Annotated in this window: 23 protein-coding genes; 10 read left to right on the plus strand and 13 right to left on the minus strand. The window is 67.2% G+C overall.

The window, feature by feature from the left end; all coding sequences use genetic code 11:
• Window positions 1-41 precede the first annotated feature (41 nt).
• Window positions 42-1,139, minus strand: a complete 1,098-nt coding sequence (locus J2848_RS05465; protein WP_149230103.1) for a TRAP transporter substrate-binding protein — start codon at window positions 1,137-1,139, stop codon at window positions 42-44.
• A 570-nt stretch (window positions 1,140-1,709) separates the two neighbouring features.
• Between J2848_RS05465 and J2848_RS05470 the strand changes: the two genes are divergently transcribed.
• The 3 genes from J2848_RS05470 to J2848_RS05480 are packed head-to-tail and all read left to right on the plus strand — an operon-like array spanning window position 1,710 to window position 4,505.
• The gene (locus J2848_RS05470) at window positions 1,710-2,897 is read left to right on the plus strand and encodes an OpgC family protein (protein ID WP_246193693.1); all 1,188 of its coding nucleotides are present in this window, start codon (window positions 1,710-1,712) and stop codon (window positions 2,895-2,897) included.
• Between the two features lie 46 nt (window positions 2,898-2,943).
• Complete coding sequence (locus tag J2848_RS05475; RefSeq protein WP_149230102.1) at window positions 2,944-3,726, plus strand: SGNH/GDSL hydrolase family protein; 783 nt, start codon at window positions 2,944-2,946, stop codon at window positions 3,724-3,726.
• On the plus strand, window positions 3,723-4,505 hold the full coding sequence (locus J2848_RS05480) for an SGNH/GDSL hydrolase family protein (protein ID WP_246193692.1): 783 nt from the start codon (window positions 3,723-3,725) through the stop codon (window positions 4,503-4,505). Before J2848_RS05475 ends, J2848_RS05480 begins: the two co-directional genes overlap by 4 nt.
• 37 nt (window positions 4,506-4,542) lie before the next feature.
• On the opposite strand, the gene J2848_RS05485 is transcribed toward J2848_RS05480, so the two are convergent.
• Together J2848_RS05485 and J2848_RS05490 are read right to left on the minus strand one after the other, a co-directional pair.
• Window positions 4,543-4,926: a hypothetical protein gene (locus J2848_RS05485; protein ID WP_149230101.1), complete on the minus strand. Its 384-nt coding sequence runs from the start codon at window positions 4,924-4,926 to the stop codon at window positions 4,543-4,545.
• A 35-nt stretch (window positions 4,927-4,961) separates the two neighbouring features.
• Window positions 4,962-7,094 carry a sensor domain-containing protein gene (locus J2848_RS05490; RefSeq protein WP_149230100.1) on the minus strand — a complete coding sequence of 711 codons (2,133 nt, stop codon included), beginning with the start codon at window positions 7,092-7,094 and terminating at the stop codon, window positions 4,962-4,964.
• Window positions 7,095-7,287: 193 nt separating this feature from the next.
• Here J2848_RS05490 and recO point away from each other — a divergent pair, with 193 nt between their 5' ends.
• Together recO and parC are read left to right on the plus strand one after the other, a co-directional pair.
• Complete coding sequence (gene recO / locus J2848_RS05495) at window positions 7,288-8,010, plus strand: DNA repair protein RecO (RefSeq protein WP_149230099.1); 723 nt, start codon at window positions 7,288-7,290, stop codon at window positions 8,008-8,010.
• Window positions 8,011-8,031: 21 nt separating this feature from the next.
• Window positions 8,032-10,257 carry a DNA topoisomerase IV subunit A gene (parC, locus tag J2848_RS05500; RefSeq protein ID WP_149230098.1) on the plus strand — a complete coding sequence of 742 codons (2,226 nt, stop codon included), beginning with the start codon at window positions 8,032-8,034 and terminating at the stop codon, window positions 10,255-10,257.
• Between the two features lie 50 nt (window positions 10,258-10,307).
• Here the strand turns inward: parC and J2848_RS05505 are convergent, their stop codons facing one another.
• Genes J2848_RS05505 through J2848_RS05520 form a run of 4 tightly spaced genes read right to left on the minus strand, consistent with a single transcriptional unit; the run spans window position 10,308 to window position 13,564 of the window.
• Complete coding sequence (locus J2848_RS05505; RefSeq protein WP_246193691.1) at window positions 10,308-11,279, minus strand: MotE family protein; 972 nt, start codon at window positions 11,277-11,279, stop codon at window positions 10,308-10,310.
• Window positions 11,280-11,281: 2 nt separating this feature from the next.
• On the minus strand, window positions 11,282-11,914 hold the full coding sequence (locus J2848_RS05510) for a DUF6468 domain-containing protein (protein WP_149230096.1): 633 nt from the start codon (window positions 11,912-11,914) through the stop codon (window positions 11,282-11,284).
• A complete protein-coding gene (gene fliM / locus J2848_RS05515) occupies window positions 11,911-12,984 on the minus strand; it encodes a flagellar motor switch protein FliM (RefSeq protein ID WP_085089732.1) in 1,074 nt (357 codons plus the stop codon). The genes J2848_RS05510 and fliM overlap by 4 nt, the downstream gene beginning before the upstream one ends.
• A 28-nt stretch (window positions 12,985-13,012) precedes the next feature.
• Window positions 13,013-13,564, minus strand: coding sequence for a flagellar basal body-associated FliL family protein (locus tag J2848_RS05520; protein WP_149230095.1), 552 nt, complete (start codon window positions 13,562-13,564; stop codon window positions 13,013-13,015).
• Between the two features lie 528 nt (window positions 13,565-14,092).
• Between J2848_RS05520 and flgF the strand changes: the two genes are divergently transcribed.
• From flgF to flgH, 4 genes are read left to right on the plus strand one after another with little or no spacing between them, the layout of a single operon-like run.
• Window positions 14,093-14,815: a flagellar basal-body rod protein FlgF gene (gene flgF / locus J2848_RS05525; RefSeq protein WP_149230094.1), complete on the plus strand. Its 723-nt coding sequence runs from the start codon at window positions 14,093-14,095 to the stop codon at window positions 14,813-14,815.
• Between the two features lie 31 nt (window positions 14,816-14,846).
• On the plus strand, window positions 14,847-15,632 hold the full coding sequence (flgG, locus tag J2848_RS05530) for a flagellar basal-body rod protein FlgG (RefSeq protein WP_149230093.1): 786 nt from the start codon (window positions 14,847-14,849) through the stop codon (window positions 15,630-15,632).
• Between the two features lie 60 nt (window positions 15,633-15,692).
• Window positions 15,693-16,478 carry a flagellar basal body P-ring formation chaperone FlgA gene (gene flgA / locus J2848_RS05535; protein ID WP_149230092.1) on the plus strand — a complete coding sequence of 262 codons (786 nt, stop codon included), beginning with the start codon at window positions 15,693-15,695 and terminating at the stop codon, window positions 16,476-16,478.
• A gap of 13 nt (window positions 16,479-16,491) precedes the next feature.
• Window positions 16,492-17,256 (plus strand): flagellar basal body L-ring protein FlgH, encoded by a 765-nt coding sequence (gene flgH, locus J2848_RS05540; protein ID WP_211103054.1) that lies wholly within the window; start codon window positions 16,492-16,494, stop codon window positions 17,254-17,256.
• A gap of 203 nt (window positions 17,257-17,459) precedes the next feature.
• Here the strand turns inward: flgH and J2848_RS05545 are convergent, their stop codons facing one another.
• From J2848_RS05545 to J2848_RS05555, 3 genes are all read right to left on the minus strand, one after another.
• On the minus strand, window positions 17,460-17,651 hold the full coding sequence (locus J2848_RS05545; protein WP_149230091.1) for a hypothetical protein: 192 nt from the start codon (window positions 17,649-17,651) through the stop codon (window positions 17,460-17,462).
• A gap of 163 nt (window positions 17,652-17,814) precedes the next feature.
• Window positions 17,815-17,979, minus strand: coding sequence for a hypothetical protein (locus J2848_RS05550; protein WP_170306952.1), 165 nt, complete (start codon window positions 17,977-17,979; stop codon window positions 17,815-17,817).
• A gap of 88 nt (window positions 17,980-18,067) precedes the next feature.
• Window positions 18,068-18,208 (minus strand): DUF1289 domain-containing protein, encoded by a 141-nt coding sequence (locus J2848_RS05555; protein WP_149230090.1) that lies wholly within the window; start codon window positions 18,206-18,208, stop codon window positions 18,068-18,070.
• 187 nt (window positions 18,209-18,395) lie between these two features.
• Between J2848_RS05555 and J2848_RS05560 the strand changes: the two genes are divergently transcribed.
• Entirely contained in the window at window positions 18,396-19,517 is a 1,122-nt protein-coding gene (locus tag J2848_RS05560) for an ATP-grasp domain-containing protein (protein ID WP_149230089.1), read from the plus strand.
• Window positions 19,518-19,521: 4 nt separating this feature from the next.
• Here the strand turns inward: J2848_RS05560 and J2848_RS05565 are convergent, their stop codons facing one another.
• The 3 genes from J2848_RS05565 to J2848_RS05575 all read right to left on the minus strand — a co-directional run bounded on the left by J2848_RS05565 (window position 19,522) and on the right by J2848_RS05575 (window position 21,073).
• Window positions 19,522-19,740 carry a DUF6494 family protein gene (locus J2848_RS05565; RefSeq protein WP_149230088.1) on the minus strand — a complete coding sequence of 73 codons (219 nt, stop codon included), beginning with the start codon at window positions 19,738-19,740 and terminating at the stop codon, window positions 19,522-19,524.
• Between the two features lie 237 nt (window positions 19,741-19,977).
• Entirely contained in the window at window positions 19,978-20,397 is a 420-nt protein-coding gene (gene dksA, locus J2848_RS05570) for an RNA polymerase-binding protein DksA (RefSeq protein WP_012974451.1), read from the minus strand.
• A 250-nt stretch (window positions 20,398-20,647) separates the two neighbouring features.
• Window positions 20,648-21,073, minus strand: a complete 426-nt coding sequence (locus J2848_RS05575; protein ID WP_149230087.1) for a flagellar assembly protein FliX — start codon at window positions 21,071-21,073, stop codon at window positions 20,648-20,650.
• Window positions 21,074-21,139: the final 66 nt, after the last annotated feature.

Raw genomic sequence — 21,139 nt, forward strand, 5'->3', positions numbered from 1 at the left:
ACGAGGGAGGGGCAAGATGCCTGCCCCTCCCAAGAGGTTGCTTATTTCTTCTTCTCAAGCGGCGGGGCCGCGTAGACGAAGCGGTCGAAGCTGTATTCGGCGACGCGGAACCACAGATACTCTTCCTCGCGGAACTTCTTCCACGCGTCGTAGATCTTGCGGAACTTCTCGTTCTTCGCCGCCTCGTCCTCATACACTTCGATGGCGGCCTGATAGCAGGCCTGCATCACCTCGTTCGGGAAGGGGCGCAGCTGGGTGCCGCTGGCGACGAGGCGCTTCAGCGCGGTCATGTTCTGGACGTCGTACTTGCCCAGCATGTCCAGCGTCGCGTCGGCACAGGCGGCCTGGAGCGCCGCCTTGTAGGCCGGCGGCAGCGATTCGTACTTCTCCTTGCCGAACAGCATGGAGACCTGCGGGCCGCCTTCCCACCAGCCGGGATAGTAGTAGTATTTGGCGACCTTCTGGAAGCCGAGCTTCTCGTCGTCGTAGGGGCCGACGAACTCGGCGCCGTCGATGGTGCCCTTTTCCAGCGCCGGGTAGATGTCGCCGCCGCCGATCTGCTGCGGAACGACGCCCAGCTTGGCCATGATGGTACCGGCATAGCCGCCGATGCGGAACTTCAGACCCTTCAGGTCCTCGACCGTCTTGATCTCCTTGCGGAACCAGCCGCCCATCTGGGTCCCGGTATTGCCGGCGCCGATGGAGACGAGATTGTGGGTGGCGAAGAACTCCGCCATCAGCTCCTTGCCGCCGCCATGGCTCATCCAGGCGTTCTGCTGGCGGGCGTTCAGGCCGAACGGCATCGCCGCGTCGAAGGCGAAGGTCGGATCCTTGCCGACGTAATAGTAGGAGACGGTGTGGCCGCACTCGATGGTGTTGTCCTTCACCGCGTCCAGAACCTGGAGCGCCGGAACGATCTCGCCAGCCGCGAAGACGCGGATCTGGAACTTGCCGTCGGTCAGCTCGGCCACGCGCTTCGCCACGAACTCCGCACCGCCATAGATGGTGTCGAGGCTCTTGGGGAAGCTGGAGGCGCAGCGCCATTTGATCTCGGGCGCGGACTGGGCGATGGCGGGGGCGGCAAGCGTGCTGGCGGCGACGCCCACGCCGGCAGAGGTCAGAAATGCACGACGTTTCATCCAGAAGCTCCCTTGTCCATTCTCGTTATGCGTTCTTGTCGCCGGACCGGCGGGCACCCGTTCAGGCCCGGCCCTTTGACAGGCCGGACGAAAGCGGGTGAGCAGGGAAAGCGGGAATGAGTGGGATGCACGCTCGACCGCCCCGGACAGCGCACCGCAGGCAGCCACGGAACCGGTGGGCACCGGCGCATCGCGCCATCCGCCCGGTTCCGTGGCGTCCCGACGTTGGTGTGCGTTTCCTCCCGTCCATCCGGGTATGCCGCCGGCCTTCCGGCCGATCCGCCCCAGCTTTCTTTTGCTGTCCGGATTATGCAGGAAGCAAACGGTCGGGATCAAGCACCAAGGGGAATTGAGGTCTGTATTTCAGTGGTTTAAGGCTGCGGCGCGAAGCCGCGGGTTCCATTCAACCACCGGCCGGACCACCAACCCGGCGGCATTCCCGGCCCATTCGACATCAAATTCCTCGATTCCAACGGCCGCGCCCCCATCTTTTGCAACGCGCGCAGCCGGGAACCCGGCCGCGCCGGGGTGTTGATGGGGGCGGAGCAGACGTTTGCGGATTGGACGGCCATGACCGAGGCAGCCATGAAAAGCGGGAGTGCGGCGGAGACCGGGACCGAGACGGCTGCGCGCGACCTGCGGCTGGATTTCTTCCGCGGACTGGCCCTGTGGTTCATTTTCGTGAACCACATCCCCGCCAACCAGATCTCCTGGGCCACCCCGCGCAATTTCGGGCTGAGCGACGCCACGGAAATTTTCGTCTTCATCTCCGGCTACACCGCGGCGCTGGTCTATGGCCGGACGCTGGACCGGCAGGGCATGCCGATGGCGGCGGCACAGGTGCTGCACCGCTGCTGGACGCTGTACGCCACCTACATCATCCTGTTCTTCGCCTACACCGCCCAGATCGCCTACACCGCCCGCGCCTTCGACAGTCCGCTGTTCGCGGAGGAAATGGGCATCGCCGGCTATTTCCAGGACCCCGTCACCGCGCTGACCCAGGCCATCCTGCTGAAGTTCCGGCCGGCCAACCTGGACGTGCTGCCGCTCTACATCGTGCTTCTGCTGGCCTTCCCGCTGCTGCTGCCGGCCCTGCGCCGCCGGCCGCTGGGGGTGCTGGCGGGGTCCGGAGCGCTCTATCTGGCGGCGCGGCAATGGGGGTGGAACCTGCCGACCTACCCGGACGGCGGTGTCTGGTACTTCAACCCCTTCACCTGGCAGTTCCTGTTCCTGCTGGGCGCCTCGCTGCAATTCCAGCCGGATCTGCGGGCCATGCTGACCCGCTTCCGCCGGCCGGTGGCGGTCGTCGCCGGGGTGGTGCTGCTGGCCAGCCTGTTCCTGACGCTGTCCTGGAAATCCGCCCCGCTGCACGCGCTGATCCCGGTGTGGCTGACCGAGATCCTCTACCCCATCAGCAAGACCGACCTCGACCCGCTGCGCCTGCTGCATTTCTTCGCGCTGGCCTATCTGGTGCTGTGGCTGGTGCCGGTGGGGGCGTCCTGGCTGCGCGGACCGCTGGCCGCTCCGGTGCTCGCCTGCGGCAGGCAGTCGTTGAACGTGTTCTGCCTGGGGGTGCTGCTGTCCTTCGCCGGACAGACCGTGCTCGTCCATGTCAGCGGCTCGCTTTCCGCCCAGTTCCTTGTTACCGTGCTCGGCATCGCCGCGATGGTGCTGATGGCGTCTTTCCTGAACTGGTACCAGTCGGCGGAGCGGTCGCGGCGTCACAAGGTCGCCGCGACCACTAAGATAAACACTTGAGGGCGGCATGGCGCAAAGAGGCGCGCGAGGGCGGGCGTTCGGGCGAATGCTGACGGTCACGGCGATCCTGCTGGCGGCCGCGCTGTTCGCGTCCCCGGATCGCGCACTCGCTGCTCCAACCCTGGCCGCCTCCGTCGATCCCGCCTGCGCCGTGCCGGAGTCCGTCCTGGCTCCCGGCGGCGGGCTGCCGCGGGTGTCGGCGCAGCTGGCCGCCGGCCGGCCGCTGTCGGTGCTGGTCGTCCATTCCGCCAAATCGGCGCCCAAGCCAGGCATCGTCAGCTATCCCGCCCGGCTGGAGGGCGAGCTGAGGCTCCGCCTGCCCGGCCACGAGGTCAGCACCGCCGTGCTGAGCCTTCCCGGCGAAGCCGCCCCCGCCATGGTCGCTCCGCTGACCCGGGCGGTGGAGGAACAGCGGCCGGCCCTGGTCGTCTGGCAGACCGGCACGGTCGACGCCATGCGCAGCCTGGATCTGGAAAGCTTCGGCACGGCGCTCCAGTCCGGCATCGCCGAGGTGCAGCGCCGCGGCGCCGACATCGTCATCATGGATATGCAGTACAGCATGCACACGGCGCAGCTGATCGATTTCGCGCCCTACGTGTCCTACATGTCCTGGCTGGCCCAGAGTTCCGACGTCTTCCATTTCCCCCGCTACGACATCATGCGGCATTGGGTGGAGGATGGCCGGGTCGATTTCGCCGACGAATCGGACGAGGCGAAGCGACGCTCTTATGAATTCGTTCACCAATGCATCGGACAATTGCTGGCGCAAAGCGTCGCGGCGATGATCGATCCCCTGTCGATCGGCCGACGCACCGGAGCGAGCAATTGAGGTCTGCCCTGTCGTCCGCCGTCCGCATCCTGTCGCTGATCACCGCCCTCACCCTTTCCGTTCCGGCCTTCGCCGCCGAACCCGCGGGGTCGCCGAGCTGCCAGTTGCCGCGTGGCGTCTCGGCGCTGTCGGTGCCCCTGCCGCAGCTGTCGCAGCGCATCGCGACGGGCGCGCCGATCCGGATCGTCGCCATCGGTTCCTCCTCCACCGCCGGGGCGGGGGCGAGTTCGCCGGACAAGGCCTATCCGGCCCGGCTCGACCATTACCTGAGCGAGCGGTTCCGCAACGCCGACATCGCAGTGCTGAACCGCGGCATCAACGGCGAGACCGACGACCAGACCGAAAAGCGGATCGAGGCCGACGCGCTGGGCACCAAGCCCGATCTGGTGATCTGGCAGATCGGCGCCAACACGGTGCTGCGCGACGGCGACCAGGGCCTGAGCGAGCGCTCGGTGCGCCGGGGCGTGGCGCGGCTGCGCGCCGCCGGGGTCGACGTGGTGCTGATGGACCTGCAATACGCCCCGAAGATGCTGGAGAAGACCGGCGTCGCCCCGATGCTGACCCGCATCGCCGCGATCGCCAGCGACAACCATGTCGGACTGTTCCACCGCTTCGACGTGATGCGGTCGCTGGTGGAAACCCGCGGAATGACCATGGCCGACCTGATCGGGCCGGACGGCGTCCACCAGAACGACGGCGGATACGACTGTGTCGCCCGCATGCTGGCAGCCGGCATCGAGGACGCGGTGAGCGTCCACAACAGCGGGCTTCAGCGGTAGGGGGTATTCTCCCTCTCCCCCCCGGGGAGAGGGGACTTTACCGCTGCATCATCGCGCTTTCCTTGCCGCAGAGGAAAAACACCTTCGAATAGGCCTTCAGCAGGGCGTCGGTCAGGGCCTGCACCTCGGGGCTGCCCATCGCGCGCGGCTTGGCGGGGTCGACATGCAGGACGCAGCTGTCCTTCACGTCGTTGAAGGCGGCCAGCGCGTGGATGCGGTCGGGGCGGAACTCGTCGGGGAAATTCTCGTCCATCAGCCAGAAGCACTGGAAGTTCCGGCAGGATTGCGGCCGTTCCTCGTAGATCGAGCAGCCCTTGCCCTGGTCGCAGGACGCGCACCACTTCGCCGAGGGCTTCTTCAGCTCCGGCACGCCCATCAGCTTGCAACAGAGGGTGCATTCACCGCAGTTGCGGTCCGACATCACGCAAACTCCAAATAACGACGGCTTGCAACGGCTTACACCGGTGCTGGCAGGGCAATGTGCGCGTCCTCGGCGATCAGCAGACGTTCGATCACCTCCGGCAGGGCCGGGCGGGCGAAGTGATAGCCTTGGGCGTATTTGCACTGACCGCGCAGATACACCGCTTCGTCCGCCGTTTCCACCCCTTCCGCCACGCAATCCAGCCGCAAAATGGTGGCAAGGCCGGCGATGACCTGGACGATGGCGGCGTTGCCCTCCCCCGTCGACACCGCGCGGACGAAGCTGCGGTCGATCTTCAAAACATCCACCGGCAGCTTGTGCAGATAGGCCAGCGACGAATAGCCGGTGCCGAAATCGTCGATCGACAGGCGGACGTCCATGTCGCGCAGGCTCTGCATCAGCATCCGGCATTCGTCCGGATCCTGGACCAGCAGGCTTTCGGTCAGCTCCAGCTTTAGGCTGGAGGGCGGGATCGGCACCGCGTCCAGCAGGTCGCGCACGGCGCCGACGATGTCGTCGTCGCGGAACTGGCGGGTGGAGACGTTGACGCTCATGAACAGGGGCACGGGCCGGGGAAATCGCGCCTGCCACGCCGCCAGCTGCCGCACCGCCTCGCCCAGCGCCCAGCGGCCCATCGGCGCGATCAGGCCGGTCTCCTCGGCCAGCGGAATGAACTCGGCAGGCGGGACGAGGCCGCGGTCGGGGTGGTTCCAGCGCATCAGCGCCTCGAAGCCGGCGATGGCGCCGGTTTCCAGCAGGACGATGGGCTGGTAATGCAGGCAGAGCTGCCCCTGCTCCAGCGCCGCGCGCAGGTCGGCCTCCATCCGCATGGCGGCCATCGCCTGCCGGCGCAGATTGGTGTCGAACACGTCGATGCGCGCCCGCCCGCCGGTCTTGGCGCGGTACATGGCGAGGCTGGCGTCGCGCAGCATGTCCTCCGCCCGGTCGTAACCGGTCTGGCTCAGCGCCACGCCGATGGAGGCGGTCAGGACGATGTCGCGCCCCTCCTCCAGCGTGACCGGCCGCGAAATGGCGCGGGCCATCCGCTCCGCCGCCTCCAGCGCGGCGCCGGCATCGTCCAGCTCGTCCACCAGCACGGCGAACTCGTCGGCCGACAGGCGGGCCAGCGTGTCGCCGACGCGGCGGGTCACGTCAAGGCGCTTGGCGACGATGCGCAGCACGCGGTCGCCGGCGCTGGTGCCGAGCGCGTCGTTGATCGCCTTGAAGCGGTCGAGGTCGATGATGATGGTGGCGAAGGGCCGGGCACCGGCGCGGCGGTTGCGGTCCAGCGCCTGCCCGATGCGGTCGAGCAGAAGCGTGCGGTTGGGCAGGCCGGTCATGCCGTCATGGACGGCGTTGAACAGGATCTGCTGTTCGGCCTTCTTGCGCGCGGTGATGTCGGTCATCGAGCCGGCCATGCGGACGGCGCAGCCCCTGTCGTTGCGGACAGCCAGACCGCGCACCAGCATCCACAACTCCTGCCCGGCTTTGTCGCGGATGCGGAATTCATGCTGAAGGTGGGGACGCTCGCCGGTCAGATGCAGGTTGATGGCGGTGCGCAGCCCGTCCAGGTCGCCCGGCAGCACGCGCTGGAACCATTCGTCGAGGGTGCCGCCGATCTCGGCATCCTCGAAGCCCAGCATCGCCTTCCAGCGCGGCGAATAGTAGATCTCGCCACTGTCGATGAGCCAGTCCCACAGTCCGTCGGCCGCCCCGGCGGCGGCGAGTGCATAGCGTTCCTCGCTACGCCGCAACTCCTGTTCGGCATGCTTGCGGTCGGTGATGTCGGCGACGGAGCCGACCAGCCGGATCGGCTCGCCGGCATCATCCATCACCGCCATGCCGCGGCAAACCAGCCAGCGCCAATGCGGCCCGGCGGATGCGGCGGCATCGGCGCGGCGGACGCGGTGTTCGATCTGGAAGGGGACGGACAGCCCGACCATCTGCGCCTCGAACGAGGCATGCAGCCAGTCGACATCCTCCGGATGGACCAGCGACAGCCAGTCGTTCGGCCTGTTGGTCTCCCGGCTGGGATCGCCCGGCGGCAGCCCGAGGAACTCCTTGAAGCGGGGGGAGAGGTACAGCGTGTCGCTGCGCAGATCCCAATCCCAGACGCCTTCGGTTCCGGCCTTTTCCGCCAGCAGATATCGGTCGATGTTGGTGTTCAAGACCCCTCGTCGGACCCGTAGCGGTCAGCGATTGGTGGGGCCTCCCACCGTTGAGGCTCCGATTGTAGGGTCGGTTTGGTGAAGAAACCATAAATGCTCCAAGCACGCCGTTTATCCCGGCCGTGGAGGGTTCCTTCTGCGAAATTTTTTCCTATATTAGGATAGCTCGCCACCTCATCCGAAACCGGCACCGATGGATTGGTCCGATCAGGGCATCGTTCTGTCCGCCCGCCCCCAGGGGGAAGGGTCCGCCGTCGCGACCCTGCTGACGCGCGAACACGGCCGCCATGCCGGCATGGTGATGGGCGGCCGGTCGGTGCGCCAGCGCGGCACGCTGGAGCCGGGGACGCTGGTCCATGCCCGCTGGCGCGGCCGGTTGCCCGAGCATCTCGGCCATTTCACGCTGGAGCCGATGAAGGGCTATGCCGCCAACTTCTTCGACGATGCCCAGGCGCTGGCCGCCCTGATCAGCGCCTGCGCGCTGGTGGAGGCGGCCCTGCCGGAGCGGGAGGCGCACCCTGCCCTGTTCGACGGGCTGCTCGCCCTGTTCGACCTGCTGGACGGGCCGGCCTGGGCCGAGACCTATGTGCGGTGGGAAATCGGGCTGCTGGCGGAGCTTGGATTCGGCCTCGACCTCGACCGCTGCGCGGTGTCGGGGGCCAACGACTATCTCGCCTATGTCAGCCCGCGCACCGGCCGCGCGGTGACGGCATCGGTGGGGGAACCCTATCGCGACCGGCTGCTGCCCCTGCCGGATTTCCTGGCCGGGCGCGGTGGCGGTGGGCCGGCGGCGGTGGCCGACGGGCTGCGGCTGACCGCGCATTTCCTGGAACGCCACGTGCTGAACGGGCCGCTGCCGCCCGCGCGTGAGCGCTTGAGAGAACGTTACGCGAACGCGGTAGCGCGTTCCGGCTGAAGCTGCTAAACCGACCGGATCATGAAGCCGCAAAACCCTGCCTCCGAAGTTCTTGAGAAGCCGCTGGCCGATGCGCTCGGCGAGCGCTATCTCAGCTATGCGCTGTCCACCATCATGTCCCGCTCGCTGCCCGACGTGCGCGACGGGCTGAAGCCGGTGCACAGGCGGCTGCTGTTCGCCATGAGCCAGCTCCGGCTGGAACCGACGACGCCGCCCAAGAAGTCGGCCCGCGTCGTCGGCGACGTGATCGGCAAGTTCCATCCGCACGGCGACACCTCCGTCTATGACGCGCTGGTGCGGCTGGCGCAGGACTTCTCCGTCCGCTATCCGCTGGTCGACGGCCAGGGCAATTTCGGCAACATCGACGGCGATAACGCCGCGGCGATGCGCTACACCGAAGCCCGTCTGACCGAGGTCGCCAAGGCCCTGCTGGAAGGCATCGACGAGGACGCCGTCGATTTCCGCCCGACCTATGACGGCGACGGCGACGAGCCGGCGGTGCTGCCCGCCAACTTCCCCAACCTGCTGGCCAACGGGTCGAGCGGCATCGCCGTCGGCATGGCCACCAACATCCCGCCACACAATGTCGGCGAGATCTGCGACGCGCTGCGCCACCTGATCAAGCACCGCGACGCCTCGATCGAGACGCTGGTCGGCTTCATGCCCGGCCCGGATTTCCCCACCGGCGGCGTGCTGGTCGAGTCGCGGCAGAACGTGATCGAAGCCTACCGCACCGGCCGCGGCGCCTTCCGCCTGCGCGCCCGCTGGGAGGTGGAGAAGCTGGGCCAGGGCACCTGGCAGATCGTCGTCACCGAGGTGCCCTATCAGGTGCAGAAGGCCCGGCTGGTCGAGAAGATCGCCGAGCTGCTGCTGGCCAAGAAGCTGATCCTGCTGGACGACGTCCGCGACGAATCGGCGGAGGATGTCCGTCTCGTCCTGGTGCCGAAGAACCGGAACGTGGATCCCGAGGTGCTGATGGCCTCGCTGTTCCAGGCCACCGACCTGGAGATCCGCTTCTCGCTGAACATGAATGTGCTGGGGGCCGACCATGTGCCGCGGGTGATGAACCTGCGCGAGGTTCTTCAGGCCTTCCTCGACCACCGGCATGAGGTGCTGGTCCGCCGCTCCAACCACCGGCTGAAGCAGATCGACCACCGGCTGGAGGTTCTCGGCGGCTATCTCGCCGCGTACCTGAATCTGGACGAGGTCATCCGCATCATCCGCGAGGAGGACGAGCCGAAGCAGGAGCTGATCCGCGCCTTCACGCTGACCGACGTGCAGGCCGACGCCATCCTCAACATGCGGCTGCGCAACCTGCGCAAGCTGGAGGAGATGGAGATCCGGCGCGAGCACGAGACGCTGACCAAGGAAAAGAACGGCCTGCTGGAGCTGCTGGGCGACGAGACCCTGCGCTGGAAGCGGATCGCCGAGGGCGTCGCCGAGATCAAGAAGAAGTTCGGCAGCGGTGCGCTCGGCAAGCGGCGCACCGACGTGGCCGACGCGCCGACGGTGATCGAGGTGCCTCTGGACGCGCTGGTGGAGCGCGAGCCGGTGACGGTCATCTGCTCCGCCAAGGGCTGGATCCGTACGGTGCGCGGCCATCTGACCGATGCCGAGGCGGAGGACGTGAAGTACAAGGACGGCGACACGCGCGGCTTCATCGAGCGGTGCGAGACGACCGACAAGCTTCTGGTCTTCGCCAGCAACGGCAAGTTCTTCACCATCGGCGTCGACAAGCTGCCGCGTGGCCGCGGCTTCGGCGAGCCGGTCCGGCTGATGATCGACCTCGGCAACGACGTCGACATCGTCGACCTGTTCCGCCACCAGCCCGGCCGCACCCTGCTGGTGGTGTCGGAGGACGGCCGCGGCTTCCGCGTCGAGGAAGCCGAGGTGCTGGCCCAGACCCGCGCCGGCAAGCAGGTTCTGAACCTGGAGGACGGCAAGTCGGCCCGCATCTGCCAGCCGGCGACCGGCGACACGCTCGCCATCATCGGCAACAACCGCAAGATGCTGGTCTTCCCGCTGGAGCAGGTGCCGGTGATGACCCGCGGCAAGGGCGTCCAGCTTCAGAAATACAAGGACGCCAGCGTCGCCGACGTGAAGACCTTCACGCTGGCCGATGGCCTGAGCTGGAAGAACGGCGAGCGGAACTTCGTCGTCACCGACCTGACCGGCTGGATGGGCGACCGCGCCGGTCAGGGCAAGATGCCGCCGAACGGGTTCCCGAAGAACAACCGGTTCATGTGAGTAAATAACAGAACATCCCCTCTCCCCCCGGGGAGAGGGGATAACCACCCCTACTTCGGCGCGGTCACCGTCGCCGTCAGCGGCACGCGCCGTTCGACCAGGGCCGCGGTGACCTCCTTGGCCTTGACCGGGTCCATCGCCGCCAGGATCGGCGCGGTCTTCTGTTCCTTCATCTTCTGGATGACGCCCAGCAGCACCGGCATGTCGAGTTCCTCGAAGATGCGGGCGGCCTCCTTCGGCTTCATCGTCTCGTAGATCTTCACCAGGCTTTCCAGCTGGGCCGACTGCTTCTCGTCGCCCTGGGCCATCAGCTTCTGGATGTCGGACTTGGTCTTCTCCATCTCCGCCACCTTCTGGTCGATCCGCTTCTCGGCGGCGGCCAGCAGGGCTTCGCGCTGCTCCATCTCCTTGGTGCGGCGCTCGATCTCGGCGCGACGCTCGGCGAAATGCTGGAGCAGTTCCTGGTTGTCGATCGGACCGAGCGGAGCCAGCGGCGCATTGGCCGCCGGGGCGTTCGCCGGGCCGCTCGACCCGCCGGGAGCCGGCGGGGCTTCCTTGCCGGCCGGCTTGGTGGTGGCGGATGGCATCTGACCCGGCATTTGATTGGGAGGCGTCGCCGGAGTGGAGCTTTGCGGCCCCTGGGCGAGGCTGACCGGGAAGTCCGGCAGGCGGGCGTCGTGGGTGGCGAGGCGCCACAGGTCGCCGACCCGAACGCCCAGCATCATCACCGCGACGAAGATGGTCAGCGGCAGGAGACGGAAGCGGAAACCGCGCAGCCGGGCCCGCAGCCGCTCGGTCAAGGGCACGCGCGGCGTCGCCGGCTTCCGCGCCTTCGCCTTGCCCTTCTTCGCCGAAGCCTTGGCCGGGACCTTGCCCGCGGCGGTGCGAACCGCCGGCAGTTGCGCCTGCTGCGCCGCCAGGGTGGGAGAGGTACGGACGCCGGTCGGAGCGGCGCCGGCCGGACGGATCACCACCTTGGCTTCGTTCCCCGCCGCAGCGGGCTTGCCGTCACTGGTGCGCATGCTCATCCGATCCCCTTGCCGGCGTTCTCGATCGCCTGAAGCAGTTCTCGTTCGGCCCTGGACAGGCTTTCGCCGTCACGGGTGATGGGATCGCGCGCCTCGGCCGGCGGTTCGGCACGGGCGGCGGCGCGGCGCGGCGGCGCGTCCAGCCGGGCCGGCGGCGGGGCATGGTCGTCATGGTCATGGTCGTCTTCGGCAGGCAGGCTGCGCAGGGCCGGACGCGGCGCCACCAGCGGCGCCTTGGCCGGAGCACGCGACGCCAGCGCCGGGGCCACCGCGACAGGCCGGTTGCCGCCATCACGGCGTGCACCATCCCGCTCGCCGACATTGCCCAGGCGGTTGGCCAGCGCGTCGGCCGCCTCGATCATGAATTCCAGCTCGTCGCGCAGGGTCTGCGCCTTGTTGACGGTGCGCTGGAGATCCTCGCCGGTGTCGCCGGCGGTCTTCTTCAGCGTGCGCACGCCGCTTTCCGCCCGTGCCATCGCGTCGTTCAGGCCCTGGATCAGTTCGGCCATCTCGCCGCGGCTCTCGCGCAGCGCGATGATCTGCCGGTTCAGGATGATCGCGTAGGCGATGGTCGCGGCCAGCAGGCCGACCATCACGACGTCGATGATGATGGAGACCAGCGGACTCATAGCCTCATGACCTCCTGCTTGGGCAGTTCCTTTTCCAGGCGGACGGCGATGTGCCCGCCCTTGCGCCCCATCCGCCCCTGGAACATCGACACGTCGCCGCAGCGCAGCTCGATCGCGCCGTCGGGGGTGGCGTTCAGCAGGATGCGGGTGCCGACGCGCCAGTTCAGCACGTCGTGCAGGGTCATCGTCACCTCGTCCAGCACGGCCGACAGGTCGACGTCCGTCACCATCAGTTCCGAGGCCAGGTGGGTTTCCCAGATCGAGTCACGGCCGAACTTCTCGCCCATGAACATCTGGAGCAGCAGCTCACGCACCGGCTCCAGCGTCGCATAGGGGATCATCAGCTCCAGCCGGCCGCCGCGATCCTCCATGTCGATGCGCAGCTTGACCAGCACCGCCGCGTTGGCCGGCCGCGCGATGGTGGCGAAGCGCGGGTTGGTCTCCAGCCGGTCGAAGCGGAAGGTGACGGGCGACAGCGGATCGAAGGCGGCGGACAGGTCGGACAGCACCACATGGACCATGCGTTCCACGAGGTTGCGTTCGATGGTGGTGTAGGGACGGCCTTCGATGCGCATCGCCGCGGTGCCGCGCCGTCCGCCCAGCAGAACGTCGACGATCGAGTAGATCAGAGCGGAGTCGACGACCATCAGGCCGTAATTGTCCCATTCCTCCGCCTTGAAGACCGACAGCATCGCCGGCAGCGGAATGGAGTTGAGGTAATCGCCGAAACGGACCGAGGAGATCTGGTCGAGGCTGACCTCGACGTTATCGGAGGTGAAGTTGCGGAGACTGGTGGACATCATGCGGACGAGGCGGTCGAAGACCACCTCCAGCATGGGCAGGCGTTCGTAGTTGACCAGCGCCGAGTTGACCAGCGCCATGATGCCGGAGTTGTCGCCGTCGCCGGCACCACCCTGGTCGAAGCCCAGCAGGCTGTCGATCTCGTCCTGGTTCAGGACGCGCGTCGACCCGCCGCCGCCCATGTCGCCGACATCGCCGCTGTCCTCGGCCAATGCCGCCCATTCGGCGGCAAGCCGTTCCTCTTCGCTCAGTTCACCGGTGTCGCTCATCGGCCCCCATCCCCACCTGACCGGGCCCTCACTGGACCAGCATTTCCTTGAACAGCACGTCCCTCACCTTCACCGGGAACGCGGCGGCGGTGATGCGCAGAAGCAGTTCCTGGCGCAGCCGGTACATGCCGGCCGAGCCACGCAGATCCTCCAACCGCAGCTCGCGCAGGTAGACCTGGAAATTGTCGATGATGCGCGGCAGCACATGCTCCACCGCACCGACATCCTCCGGCTTCGACAGCTGGATAGAGATCTTGATCTTCAGGAAGGCCGGACGCTTGTTGCCGGTATTGAGGTTCACCAGCATGTCCGGCAGGTCGTAGAAGATCGGCGCCGCATGGGCGGCGTCGCCCTTGCCGGCCTCCGCCCCATGCTCGCCTTCCGCTGCGGCGTGCTCCCCCTCTTCCGCCGGCTTCTCCTTCCCCAGCAGCCCGTCGAGCAGGCCGGAGAAATAGACGCCGGCACCGGCGCCGATCAGCAGGACCAGGGGCAGAACGACGAACAGGACCAGCTTCTTGCCGCTGAATTTCTTCCGGGGCAGGCCGTCGGTCAGTTCACCGGCATCGGTTTCGGCAGCCATGACATCCTGGGATCGTTCGAGGTACGCAACGGCTCAGGCATGCGCCGCCTGACAGGGTCAAAGCTACTTTTGGGATAGTTAATAACTCCTTTCGAGTGGGGAATGGACCGCCCCGGACGGGCAGGTTTCCGCCCCCTGTCACCATTTCGGCACGGTTCTTGATTGGGGCTGCCCGGCAGTCCGTGGCCGCCCTTCCGTCCGTCCTCCGGTCGGAGCGCAATCACGCCCGGACTCCGCCCCCGGCCGCCCGCGGTCCCTTCTGGGATGTGGGGCTGCCGGCCATCACCCTGCCGCACCCCTTCAGCGGCGGGAACGGGAGAGTCTTGCCCGGTGGAGCCCGGCAAGGAAGGTCCTCCCCCCGGCAGATTCTGCCCGGCATCCCCTGCCCCACGCGGCGGGACCACCCCCGTCTTGCCTGGATGCCGAGGATTCCGGGGGCTTGGGCGAAGTTGGCACGCCGCCTGCAATACCCTTTTCGCCGGTCGGACGCTGTCGTTCGATCCGTTCGCAAGGTGAAGAGGCCGCAAGATGGAAAATTCGATCTACGTCGCCATGTCGCGCCAGATGGCGCTGCAACGCCAGCTGGACGTGACGTCGAACAACATCGCGAACATGAACACGACCGGCTACAAGAACCAGCGGATGCTGTTCACCGAATATCTGGAAAAGCCCGGCCTGCACGAGAAGGTCAGCTTCGTCCAGGACCGTGCGGTGGTGCGCGACCTGTCCAACGGCCCGATGACCCAGACCGGCAACCCGCTGGATCTGGCGCTGACCGGCCAGGGTTACTTCACCGTCGATACCGCCAGCGGCCCGCGTTACACCCGCGCCGGCAATTTCCGCCTGAACGACCAGCGCCAGCTGGTCGATGCCGGCGGCCTGCCGGTGCTGTCGAACAACGGCCAGCCCATCACCCTGCCGGCCGGCACCAGCGACGTGAAGGTCAGCGGCGACGGTACCGTCTCCACCGAACTGGGCCCGGTCGCCAAGCTGAACATCGTCACCTTCAAGACCGAGCAGCTGATGACCGAGGTCGGCAACGGCCTGTACGTCACCGACGAACAGCCGCAGCCGGCCCCGGTCGAGACGAAAGTGGCACAGGGCTTGCTTGAGGGTTCCAACGTGAAGCCCGTGGTCGAGATGACGCAGATGATCGACATCCAGCGTCAGTACATGTCCGCCCAGAAGATGATGGACAACGAACACGAGCGGATCCGCACGATGCTTCAGCGTCTGGGCCGCACCGCCTGATCCAGACCGACGACGAGAGGAGAAGACCAGAATGCGCAGCCTCGCCATCGGCGCCACCGGGATGATCGCCCAGCAGCTCAACGTCGAGACGATCTCCAACAACATCGCCAACTCGACCACCACCGGCTACAAGAAGCAGCGGGCCGAGTTCCAGGACCTGCTGTACCAGAATTTCCGTCGCATCGGCTCGACCTCGTCGGATGCCGGCACCGTGGTGCCGACCGGCGTGCAGGTGGGTGCCGGCGTGCGCGTCGCCGCGGTGGCCCGCGTGCTGGAACAGGGCAACCTGAACATCACCGACAACAAGCTGGACGTCGCGATCAACGGCTCGGGCTATTTCCAGGTGACGCTGCCCAGCGGCGACACCGCCTATACCCGCGCCGGCAACTTCAAGCTGTCGCCGGAAGGCGTGATCGTCACCGCCGACGGCTATCCGATCCAGCCGAACATCACCGTCCCGACCAACGCGGTGGACATCTCGATCAACTCGTCGGGCGAGGTGCTGATCAAGCTGGACGGCCAGACGGCGACCCAGAATGTCGGCCAGATCCAGCTCGCCACCTTCGCCAACGCCGCCGGCCTGGAAGCCACCGGCGACAACCTGTTCCTGGAATCCGGCGCGTCGGGCCAAGCGGTGACCGGCAACCCCGGCGCCCCCGGCTTCGGCCGCGTGACCCAGGGTGCGCTGGAGACCTCCAACGTCAACGTGGTGCAGGAAATCACCACGCTGATCACCGCCCAGCGCGCCTACGAGATGAACTCCAAGGTCATCAAGACCACCGACGAGATGATGCAGCAGGCCAGCCAGATGAAGTAACGCCGCATGACGTAACGCTGCCGGCGCCTCGCTTCAGCCTTCACATCGGGAACCACCGCCATGATCCGTCCCCTCGCCAACCGCCGCCTGCCCGCCCTGATCCTCGGCGCCGCCCTGCTGGCCGCCCCGGCCATGGGCGCCGGCATGGCATCCGCCGCCACGGCTTCGGCTTCCGCCGTGGCCGGCGCGGGTCTGGCCCCCGACGTGGTGTACGGGATGCCGCATGTGGAGGCGGTCCTGTCGGACGCGCTGTCGCGGGTCATCACCGCCGGCCGGCTGCAGATGGAGCTGGACAGCCGCGCGGTGGAGCTGCGCGCGCCGCAGGGCGCCGGCGGGCTGGCGGTGGAGAACCTCTATTACAGCCCGATCCAGGGCCGCTTCGCCGCGGAGATCGTGGTGACCGGCAGCCAGGTCCGCCTGCCGGTGTCGGGCCGCGCCTTCGGCGTGGTGCAGATCCCGGTGCTGTCGCGCCGGGTCATTCCGGGCGACATCATCGGCCCGGGCGACATCGACTGGCAGGACGTGCGCGCCGATCAGACCACCAGCGACACCGCCGCCACCGACGCGCAGCTGATCGGCATGACGCCGAAGCGCGGCGTGTCGACCAACCAGCCCGTCCGCCTGCGCGACCTGCAATCGCCGCGCATGGTCGACAAGGGCGCCATGGTCACCATCACCCTGTCGACGCAGTCGATGACGCTGACCACCCAGGGCAAGGCTCTGCAGGACGGCGGCAAGGGCGAGGTCATCCGCGTCGTGAACACCCAATCCAACCGCATCGTCGAAGCGACGGTCGCGGGCCCCAACGTCGTCGCCGTGGCAAAGCCCGGCATCATCGCGCAGTAAGGAGAAAGCTCCAATGTCCGCCACCATGACCGCCCGTCTGATCCGCTTCGCGATGATCGCCGCCGCCGCCACCTCGCTGACCGCCTGCGGTGCCGCCTCGCGCATCGCCGACATCGGCAAGGCCCCGGAGATGAGCGGCATCCAGGATCCGCAGGCCAAGGCCGGCTACCAGCCGGTCAGCCTGCCGATGCCGACCCCGCTGCCGACGGAGCGCAACCCGAACTCGCTGTGGCGGACCGGCGCCAAGGCCTTCTTCAAGGACCAGCGCGCGGCCAAGGTCGGCGACATCCTGACCATCAACATCTCGATCGCCGATCAGGCCAAGCTGTCGAACGAGAGCAAGCGGTCGCGCGCCAACACCGAGAAGGCCGGCATGCCGAACCTGTTCGGCCTGGAAGGCGCCACGCTGAACCGCGTCCTGCCGGCCGGCGCCTCGGCCTCCAGCCTGGTGGACCTGTCGAGCGACACCTCGAACGACGGCAAGGGCTCGGTCGACCGCAACGAGAAGATCGAGCTGAAGGTGGCGGCGCTGGTGACCCAGACCCTGCCCAACGGCAATCTGGTCATCCAGGGCCACCAGGAAGTCCGGGTGAACTACGAGCTGCGCGACCTGCAAATCCACGGCGTGATCCGTCCGGAGGACATCACCGCGCAGAACACCATCAGCTACGAGAAGATCGCCGAAGCCCGCATCTCCTACGGCGGCCGCGGCCAGATCACCGACGTCCAGCAGCCGCGCTACGGCCAGCAGCTGTACGACATCATCATGCCGTTCTGAGGACAGACGGCGTAACGGTTGTGGAAGCCGGGCCATGGGGGAGACATTCCCCCGTGGCCCTGGCGCGTCGGGGATCGCCGGAAAGTCCGACATTCGCCATGATCGGCGGCGGCTCCGCGCATCGCCACCGGATGGGAAATTGCTGCCGCCCGGTGGGTTGTGCCGGGGCGATGTTGCCGGGCCGTTGTCTCTTGCCCCGACGCTCAGCCCTCCAGCAACGGCTGCGATGCCGCGGTGAAGCCATCCAGCATGCCGACCGCCATGTTGCCGCCGATGCGCCCCAAGGCCGGCCCGATCAGTTCGGTCGCACGGCGATAGGCCTCGCGCTGGGCAACACAGTCAATCAGGTCGGCCGCGTTGGTGATGCTCTGGGACAGGGTGAGGTCACTCGTCATCGTACACCTCCTCGAACAGGCCATGACCGGTTGGTCGAGGATGACCTTACGCGCCACTCGCGTCAGCCGCTGTTGCGTGCGTCACATTTCCGGCGCGCGGCCATAAAAGGAAACGGCCCGGCCCCCCACCGGGAACCGGGCCGCCGCATGGTCGGTCCACCACTTACTGATAGCCGCCTTCGCGGGCGCGCTCCTTGGCGGCTTCCTCCTGGGCCTTTTCGGTTTCGCTGCTGATCCTGTTGCCGCCACTGTTGCCGGTGTCGGCGGGCTTCTGCGGCTGGCCGTCACGTACGGCGTCGGCCGGTTGCTGGTTGGGCTGATCGGCCATGTGGCTGCTCCTCGGTCCGTTTTTCGGCTGTCGATGAGGAGAAAACAGCAGCGGCCGGAGATCGTCGCAGAAGGAAATGCGGGCGAACTCAGCCGGCCGGAGGATCGGGCTCTCCGTCGGCATCGGCGCGGTCCAGCGCGGCGTTGATCTGATCCAGCGTGCGGCCACAACCGGTGCAGACGTCGCCGTCGATGGCGCACATGCCCAGGCAATCGGGATCGTCGCTCATGGAGCCAGGACTTCTCTCAGGGTTGGCGGTCAGGGGCCATCCCTAACGGAAAGGCGGCCTTGCCTCAAGCTGTCCGGTAGGATGGGCAGGATTCCGGGACGATGAAGGGATCGGTGGAGGCCCCGATTGCCGACAGAATGATTAGTCAGTAAAGCTTTGGTCCGACATCCCCCGAGCGAAGGTGTGCATGCCGACGGCACTGCTGGTGTCCTGCGCGATGTATCGGTACGGTACCGCAAGGATGCCTGCCGCGTTGAAAGCGGCGGGCTTTCGCGTCTTCGTGATCTGCCCGCGGGACTCGCTGCTTGAGTTCAGCGATCAGATCGACGGCCGCCATTGCTTCGCTCCCGGATTGGCTTTCGATGATCTGACCGTCACCGCCGCCCGGGCGGCGGCACGCTTTCAGGCGGATATCGTCATCGGCTGCGAGGAAGCGGCCGTCCGCGTGCTCGGTCTGGCCGGGCAACTGCGCGAACGGATTCCGGAGGACAGCGCCGACGCCCGGAGCCTGCGGATCGTCCAGGGCTGGTACGCTGGCCATAGCTGGGAGGAAGGACGGTCGCGCTGCGTGGAGATGGCGGCGGCGGCGGGCATCCGGACGCCTCGGCAGGTCGCCGTCGATCCGCAACGCACCGCACTGGCCGATCTGGTCGGGCTCGGCGAACCGCTTCTGCTGAAATATGACGGCAGTTCGGCCGGCAGTGGGGTGTTTCTCGTCTCCAGTGCCCGTCAGGCGATGGAGTTGGCGGCCAAGCCGCCGCCCGGAGGGGCGGTCCGGCAGGTCGTTGCGCAGGAGTTCGTGCGCGGGCGGGCGGCATCGGTGTCCTTCTGTGCCGTGGGCGGGCGGATGCTGGAGGGCTTTGCCTACACCGTCCTGCACCACCAGCCGGAACCCTTCGGCCCCGCTTCGGTGATCGAAATGGCCGACCATCCGGCGCTGATCGGGATGGCGCGGCGGATCGTGGAACTGACGGGCTATTCCGGCTTCGGCGGCATCGACGCAATTCTGCCGGAGGATGGCGGAGCGCCGGTCTTCCTGGAATTCAACACCCGACCGACCCAGACCACCCATCTTGGCGGCGTCGCGGGCAGCGATCTGTGCCGGGCGATGTCGGCAGCCCTTGCGGGCAGGCCCTATGACGGCGTGTTCGGACGGACCGCCGGCAAGCAGGTTGCCCTGTTCCCCAGCGAATTGACCCGCGATCCCAAAAGCCGCTACCTGACCTCGGCCCACCATGACGTGCCGTGGAACGAACGCCGGCTGACCACGGCGATCCTGACCGTTACCCCGCAGTTCCGCCTCGCCTGAGCGGTCACTCCGGCGGTTGTTCCAGCGACAGGTCGCCGGTGACTTCGTGCGTCAGGTCGATGCCGTCAACCGTCAGCACCATGCGGGCCGACAGGGACTTCACCCCGTCCAGCCGACCCTCCGCCAGGGCCCGGCCGACCGCCAGTTCGATTTCCCTCTGCGAGGTGACGCCGACCTGCTTCAGGAATTTGCGCAGGTCGAGGTTCAACGCCTCATTGTCCATGACCGTCCTCCAGGAATGAAGCACCGCTTCGTGTGCCGTTGCGAACCGACGGGCAGCGGCGTTGGTTCCCTGGCGGGCCGAAACATAGCGATCCGAAGCCCGGCGATCCGAAACGACGAAAGCGCCGGTCGGGAACCGGCGCTTTCCATTCTGTCGGCTCTGTTCCGGCATCACGCCCGCCCCGGCCCCCGGCGGCCGGCACCGGGTGGATGCGCAAGGCCGGAAGACGGCGCGGCGTCAGTCGTCGCGCTGGGTCCGTTCCATCCGCTCGTGACGCTCCTGGGCCTCAAGGCTCAGCGTCGCGATCGGACGGGCATCAAGCCGGCGGACGGAGATGGGGTCGCCCGTCTCCTCGCAATAGCCGTAGCTGCCGTCGACCAGACGCTCCAGTGCAGCGTCGATCTTTGAGATCAGCTTGCGTTCGCGGTCGCGCGTCCGCAGCTCCAGCGCACGGTCGGTCTCGGCCGAGGCGCGGTCGGCAATATCCGGTTCCTGGATACCGCCTTCCTGGAGGCTGTTGAGCGTGCCGGTGGATTCCGCAAGCAGTTCCGCGCGCCAGCGCAGCAGCTTCTGGCGGAAATACTCCCGCATGATCGGGTTCATGAACTCCTCGTCTTCCGACGGGGAATAGTTCTGGGGCAGAAGCGGCGACGTCATCCGAAAGCATCCAGCGAAAAAGGGGTGATCCGGGCGGCGCGGAGTATAGGCACGCCACGGCGCGACCGCAACCCATTGGTTCGCCCCCGCAACGACCAAACAAGCCATTGGAATAAAAAAGATTTGTCAGCGTTGCAGATTCGCCGACCCCGGCCGCCGCCCATTCGGAGGCCAATGTGGCCTGTCAACCGGCAGCGCCCTGCCCCAGCGGCATGGGCGCCCATATCGGGCCTGAAAGCGGCCAACCGGCTCAGGAGGTCAGCTTCGCCAGTTCGACCTGCGCACGCAGATCGATCTCGTCGAGAATTTCGGCCAGATTGGGATCGTCGACCTGGGCACGGCGCGTCTGCACCACCTTGGCCAGATCGACCAGCTTCTGCATCGACAGGGTACCGGACAGCAGCCCGTGCTGGATTTCCTCCAGCCGGTCCAGCATCTCTTCCGCCCGCATCTTGCCGCGGGAGGCACGCGCGGTGGCGTCGTCGGTGACGTCCACCTCCTGCAAGGCCAGCACGCCCGAAACCCCGGCGGTGGCGGCGGTGCCGCTGACGCCATGGGCGGAGCCGGTCTCTCCCACCAATTGCTTGGAGAAGGCCGCGCCGGACGAGCCTTCGGCCTTGCCGGTGCGGCGGACCGAACCACTGCCGCGTATGTTTCCGGAGCCTTCGACTTTCATGATCCGTGCAACCGTTTGCAGTAAAGGATGCGTAAACGCGCACACTCTAGATGGATCAACCTTAAC

Source organism: Azospirillum lipoferum (assembly GCF_024170005.1).
GTDB lineage: Bacteria > Pseudomonadota > Alphaproteobacteria > Azospirillales > Azospirillaceae > Azospirillum > Azospirillum lipoferum.

Coding starts and splice junctions, on each gene's coding strand:
- J2848_RS05560 (WP_149230089.1), top strand. CDS start 18,396: ATGCCGACGGCACTGCTGGTGTCCTGCGCGATGTATCGGTACGGTACC.
- fliM (WP_085089732.1), bottom strand. CDS start 12,984: ATGAGCGACACCGGTGAACTGAGCGAAGAGGAACGGCTTGCCGCCGAA.
- parC (WP_149230098.1), top strand. CDS start 8,032: ATGAAGCCGCAAAACCCTGCCTCCGAAGTTCTTGAGAAGCCGCTGGCC.
- J2848_RS05565 (WP_149230088.1), bottom strand. CDS start 19,740: ATGGACAATGAGGCGTTGAACCTCGACCTGCGCAAATTCCTGAAGCAG.
- flgG (WP_149230093.1), top strand. CDS start 14,847: ATGCGCAGCCTCGCCATCGGCGCCACCGGGATGATCGCCCAGCAGCTC.
- dksA (WP_012974451.1), bottom strand. CDS start 20,397: ATGACGTCGCCGCTTCTGCCCCAGAACTATTCCCCGTCGGAAGACGAG.
- J2848_RS05485 (WP_149230101.1), bottom strand. CDS start 4,926: ATGTCGGACCGCAACTGCGGTGAATGCACCCTCTGTTGCAAGCTGATG.
- J2848_RS05470 (WP_246193693.1), top strand. CDS start 1,710: ATGACCGAGGCAGCCATGAAAAGCGGGAGTGCGGCGGAGACCGGGACC.
- flgF (WP_149230094.1), top strand. CDS start 14,093: ATGGAAAATTCGATCTACGTCGCCATGTCGCGCCAGATGGCGCTGCAA.
- J2848_RS05465 (WP_149230103.1), bottom strand. CDS start 1,139: ATGAAACGTCGTGCATTTCTGACCTCTGCCGGCGTGGGCGTCGCCGCC.
- flgH (WP_211103054.1), top strand. CDS start 16,492: ATGTCCGCCACCATGACCGCCCGTCTGATCCGCTTCGCGATGATCGCC.
- J2848_RS05510 (WP_149230096.1), bottom strand. CDS start 11,914: ATGAGTCCGCTGGTCTCCATCATCATCGACGTCGTGATGGTCGGCCTG.
- flgA (WP_149230092.1), top strand. CDS start 15,693: ATGATCCGTCCCCTCGCCAACCGCCGCCTGCCCGCCCTGATCCTCGGC.
- J2848_RS05475 (WP_149230102.1), top strand. CDS start 2,944: ATGCTGACGGTCACGGCGATCCTGCTGGCGGCCGCGCTGTTCGCGTCC.
- J2848_RS05520 (WP_149230095.1), bottom strand. CDS start 13,564: ATGGCTGCCGAAACCGATGCCGGTGAACTGACCGACGGCCTGCCCCGG.
- recO (WP_149230099.1), top strand. CDS start 7,288: ATGGATTGGTCCGATCAGGGCATCGTTCTGTCCGCCCGCCCCCAGGGG.
- J2848_RS05575 (WP_149230087.1), bottom strand. CDS start 21,073: ATGAAAGTCGAAGGCTCCGGAAACATACGCGGCAGTGGTTCGGTCCGC.
- J2848_RS05555 (WP_149230090.1), bottom strand. CDS start 18,208: ATGAGCGACGATCCCGATTGCCTGGGCATGTGCGCCATCGACGGCGAC.
- J2848_RS05545 (WP_149230091.1), bottom strand. CDS start 17,651: ATGACGAGTGACCTCACCCTGTCCCAGAGCATCACCAACGCGGCCGAC.
- J2848_RS05550 (WP_170306952.1), bottom strand. CDS start 17,979: ATGGCCGATCAGCCCAACCAGCAACCGGCCGACGCCGTACGTGACGGC.
- J2848_RS05505 (WP_246193691.1), bottom strand. CDS start 11,279: ATGCGCACCAGTGACGGCAAGCCCGCTGCGGCGGGGAACGAAGCCAAG.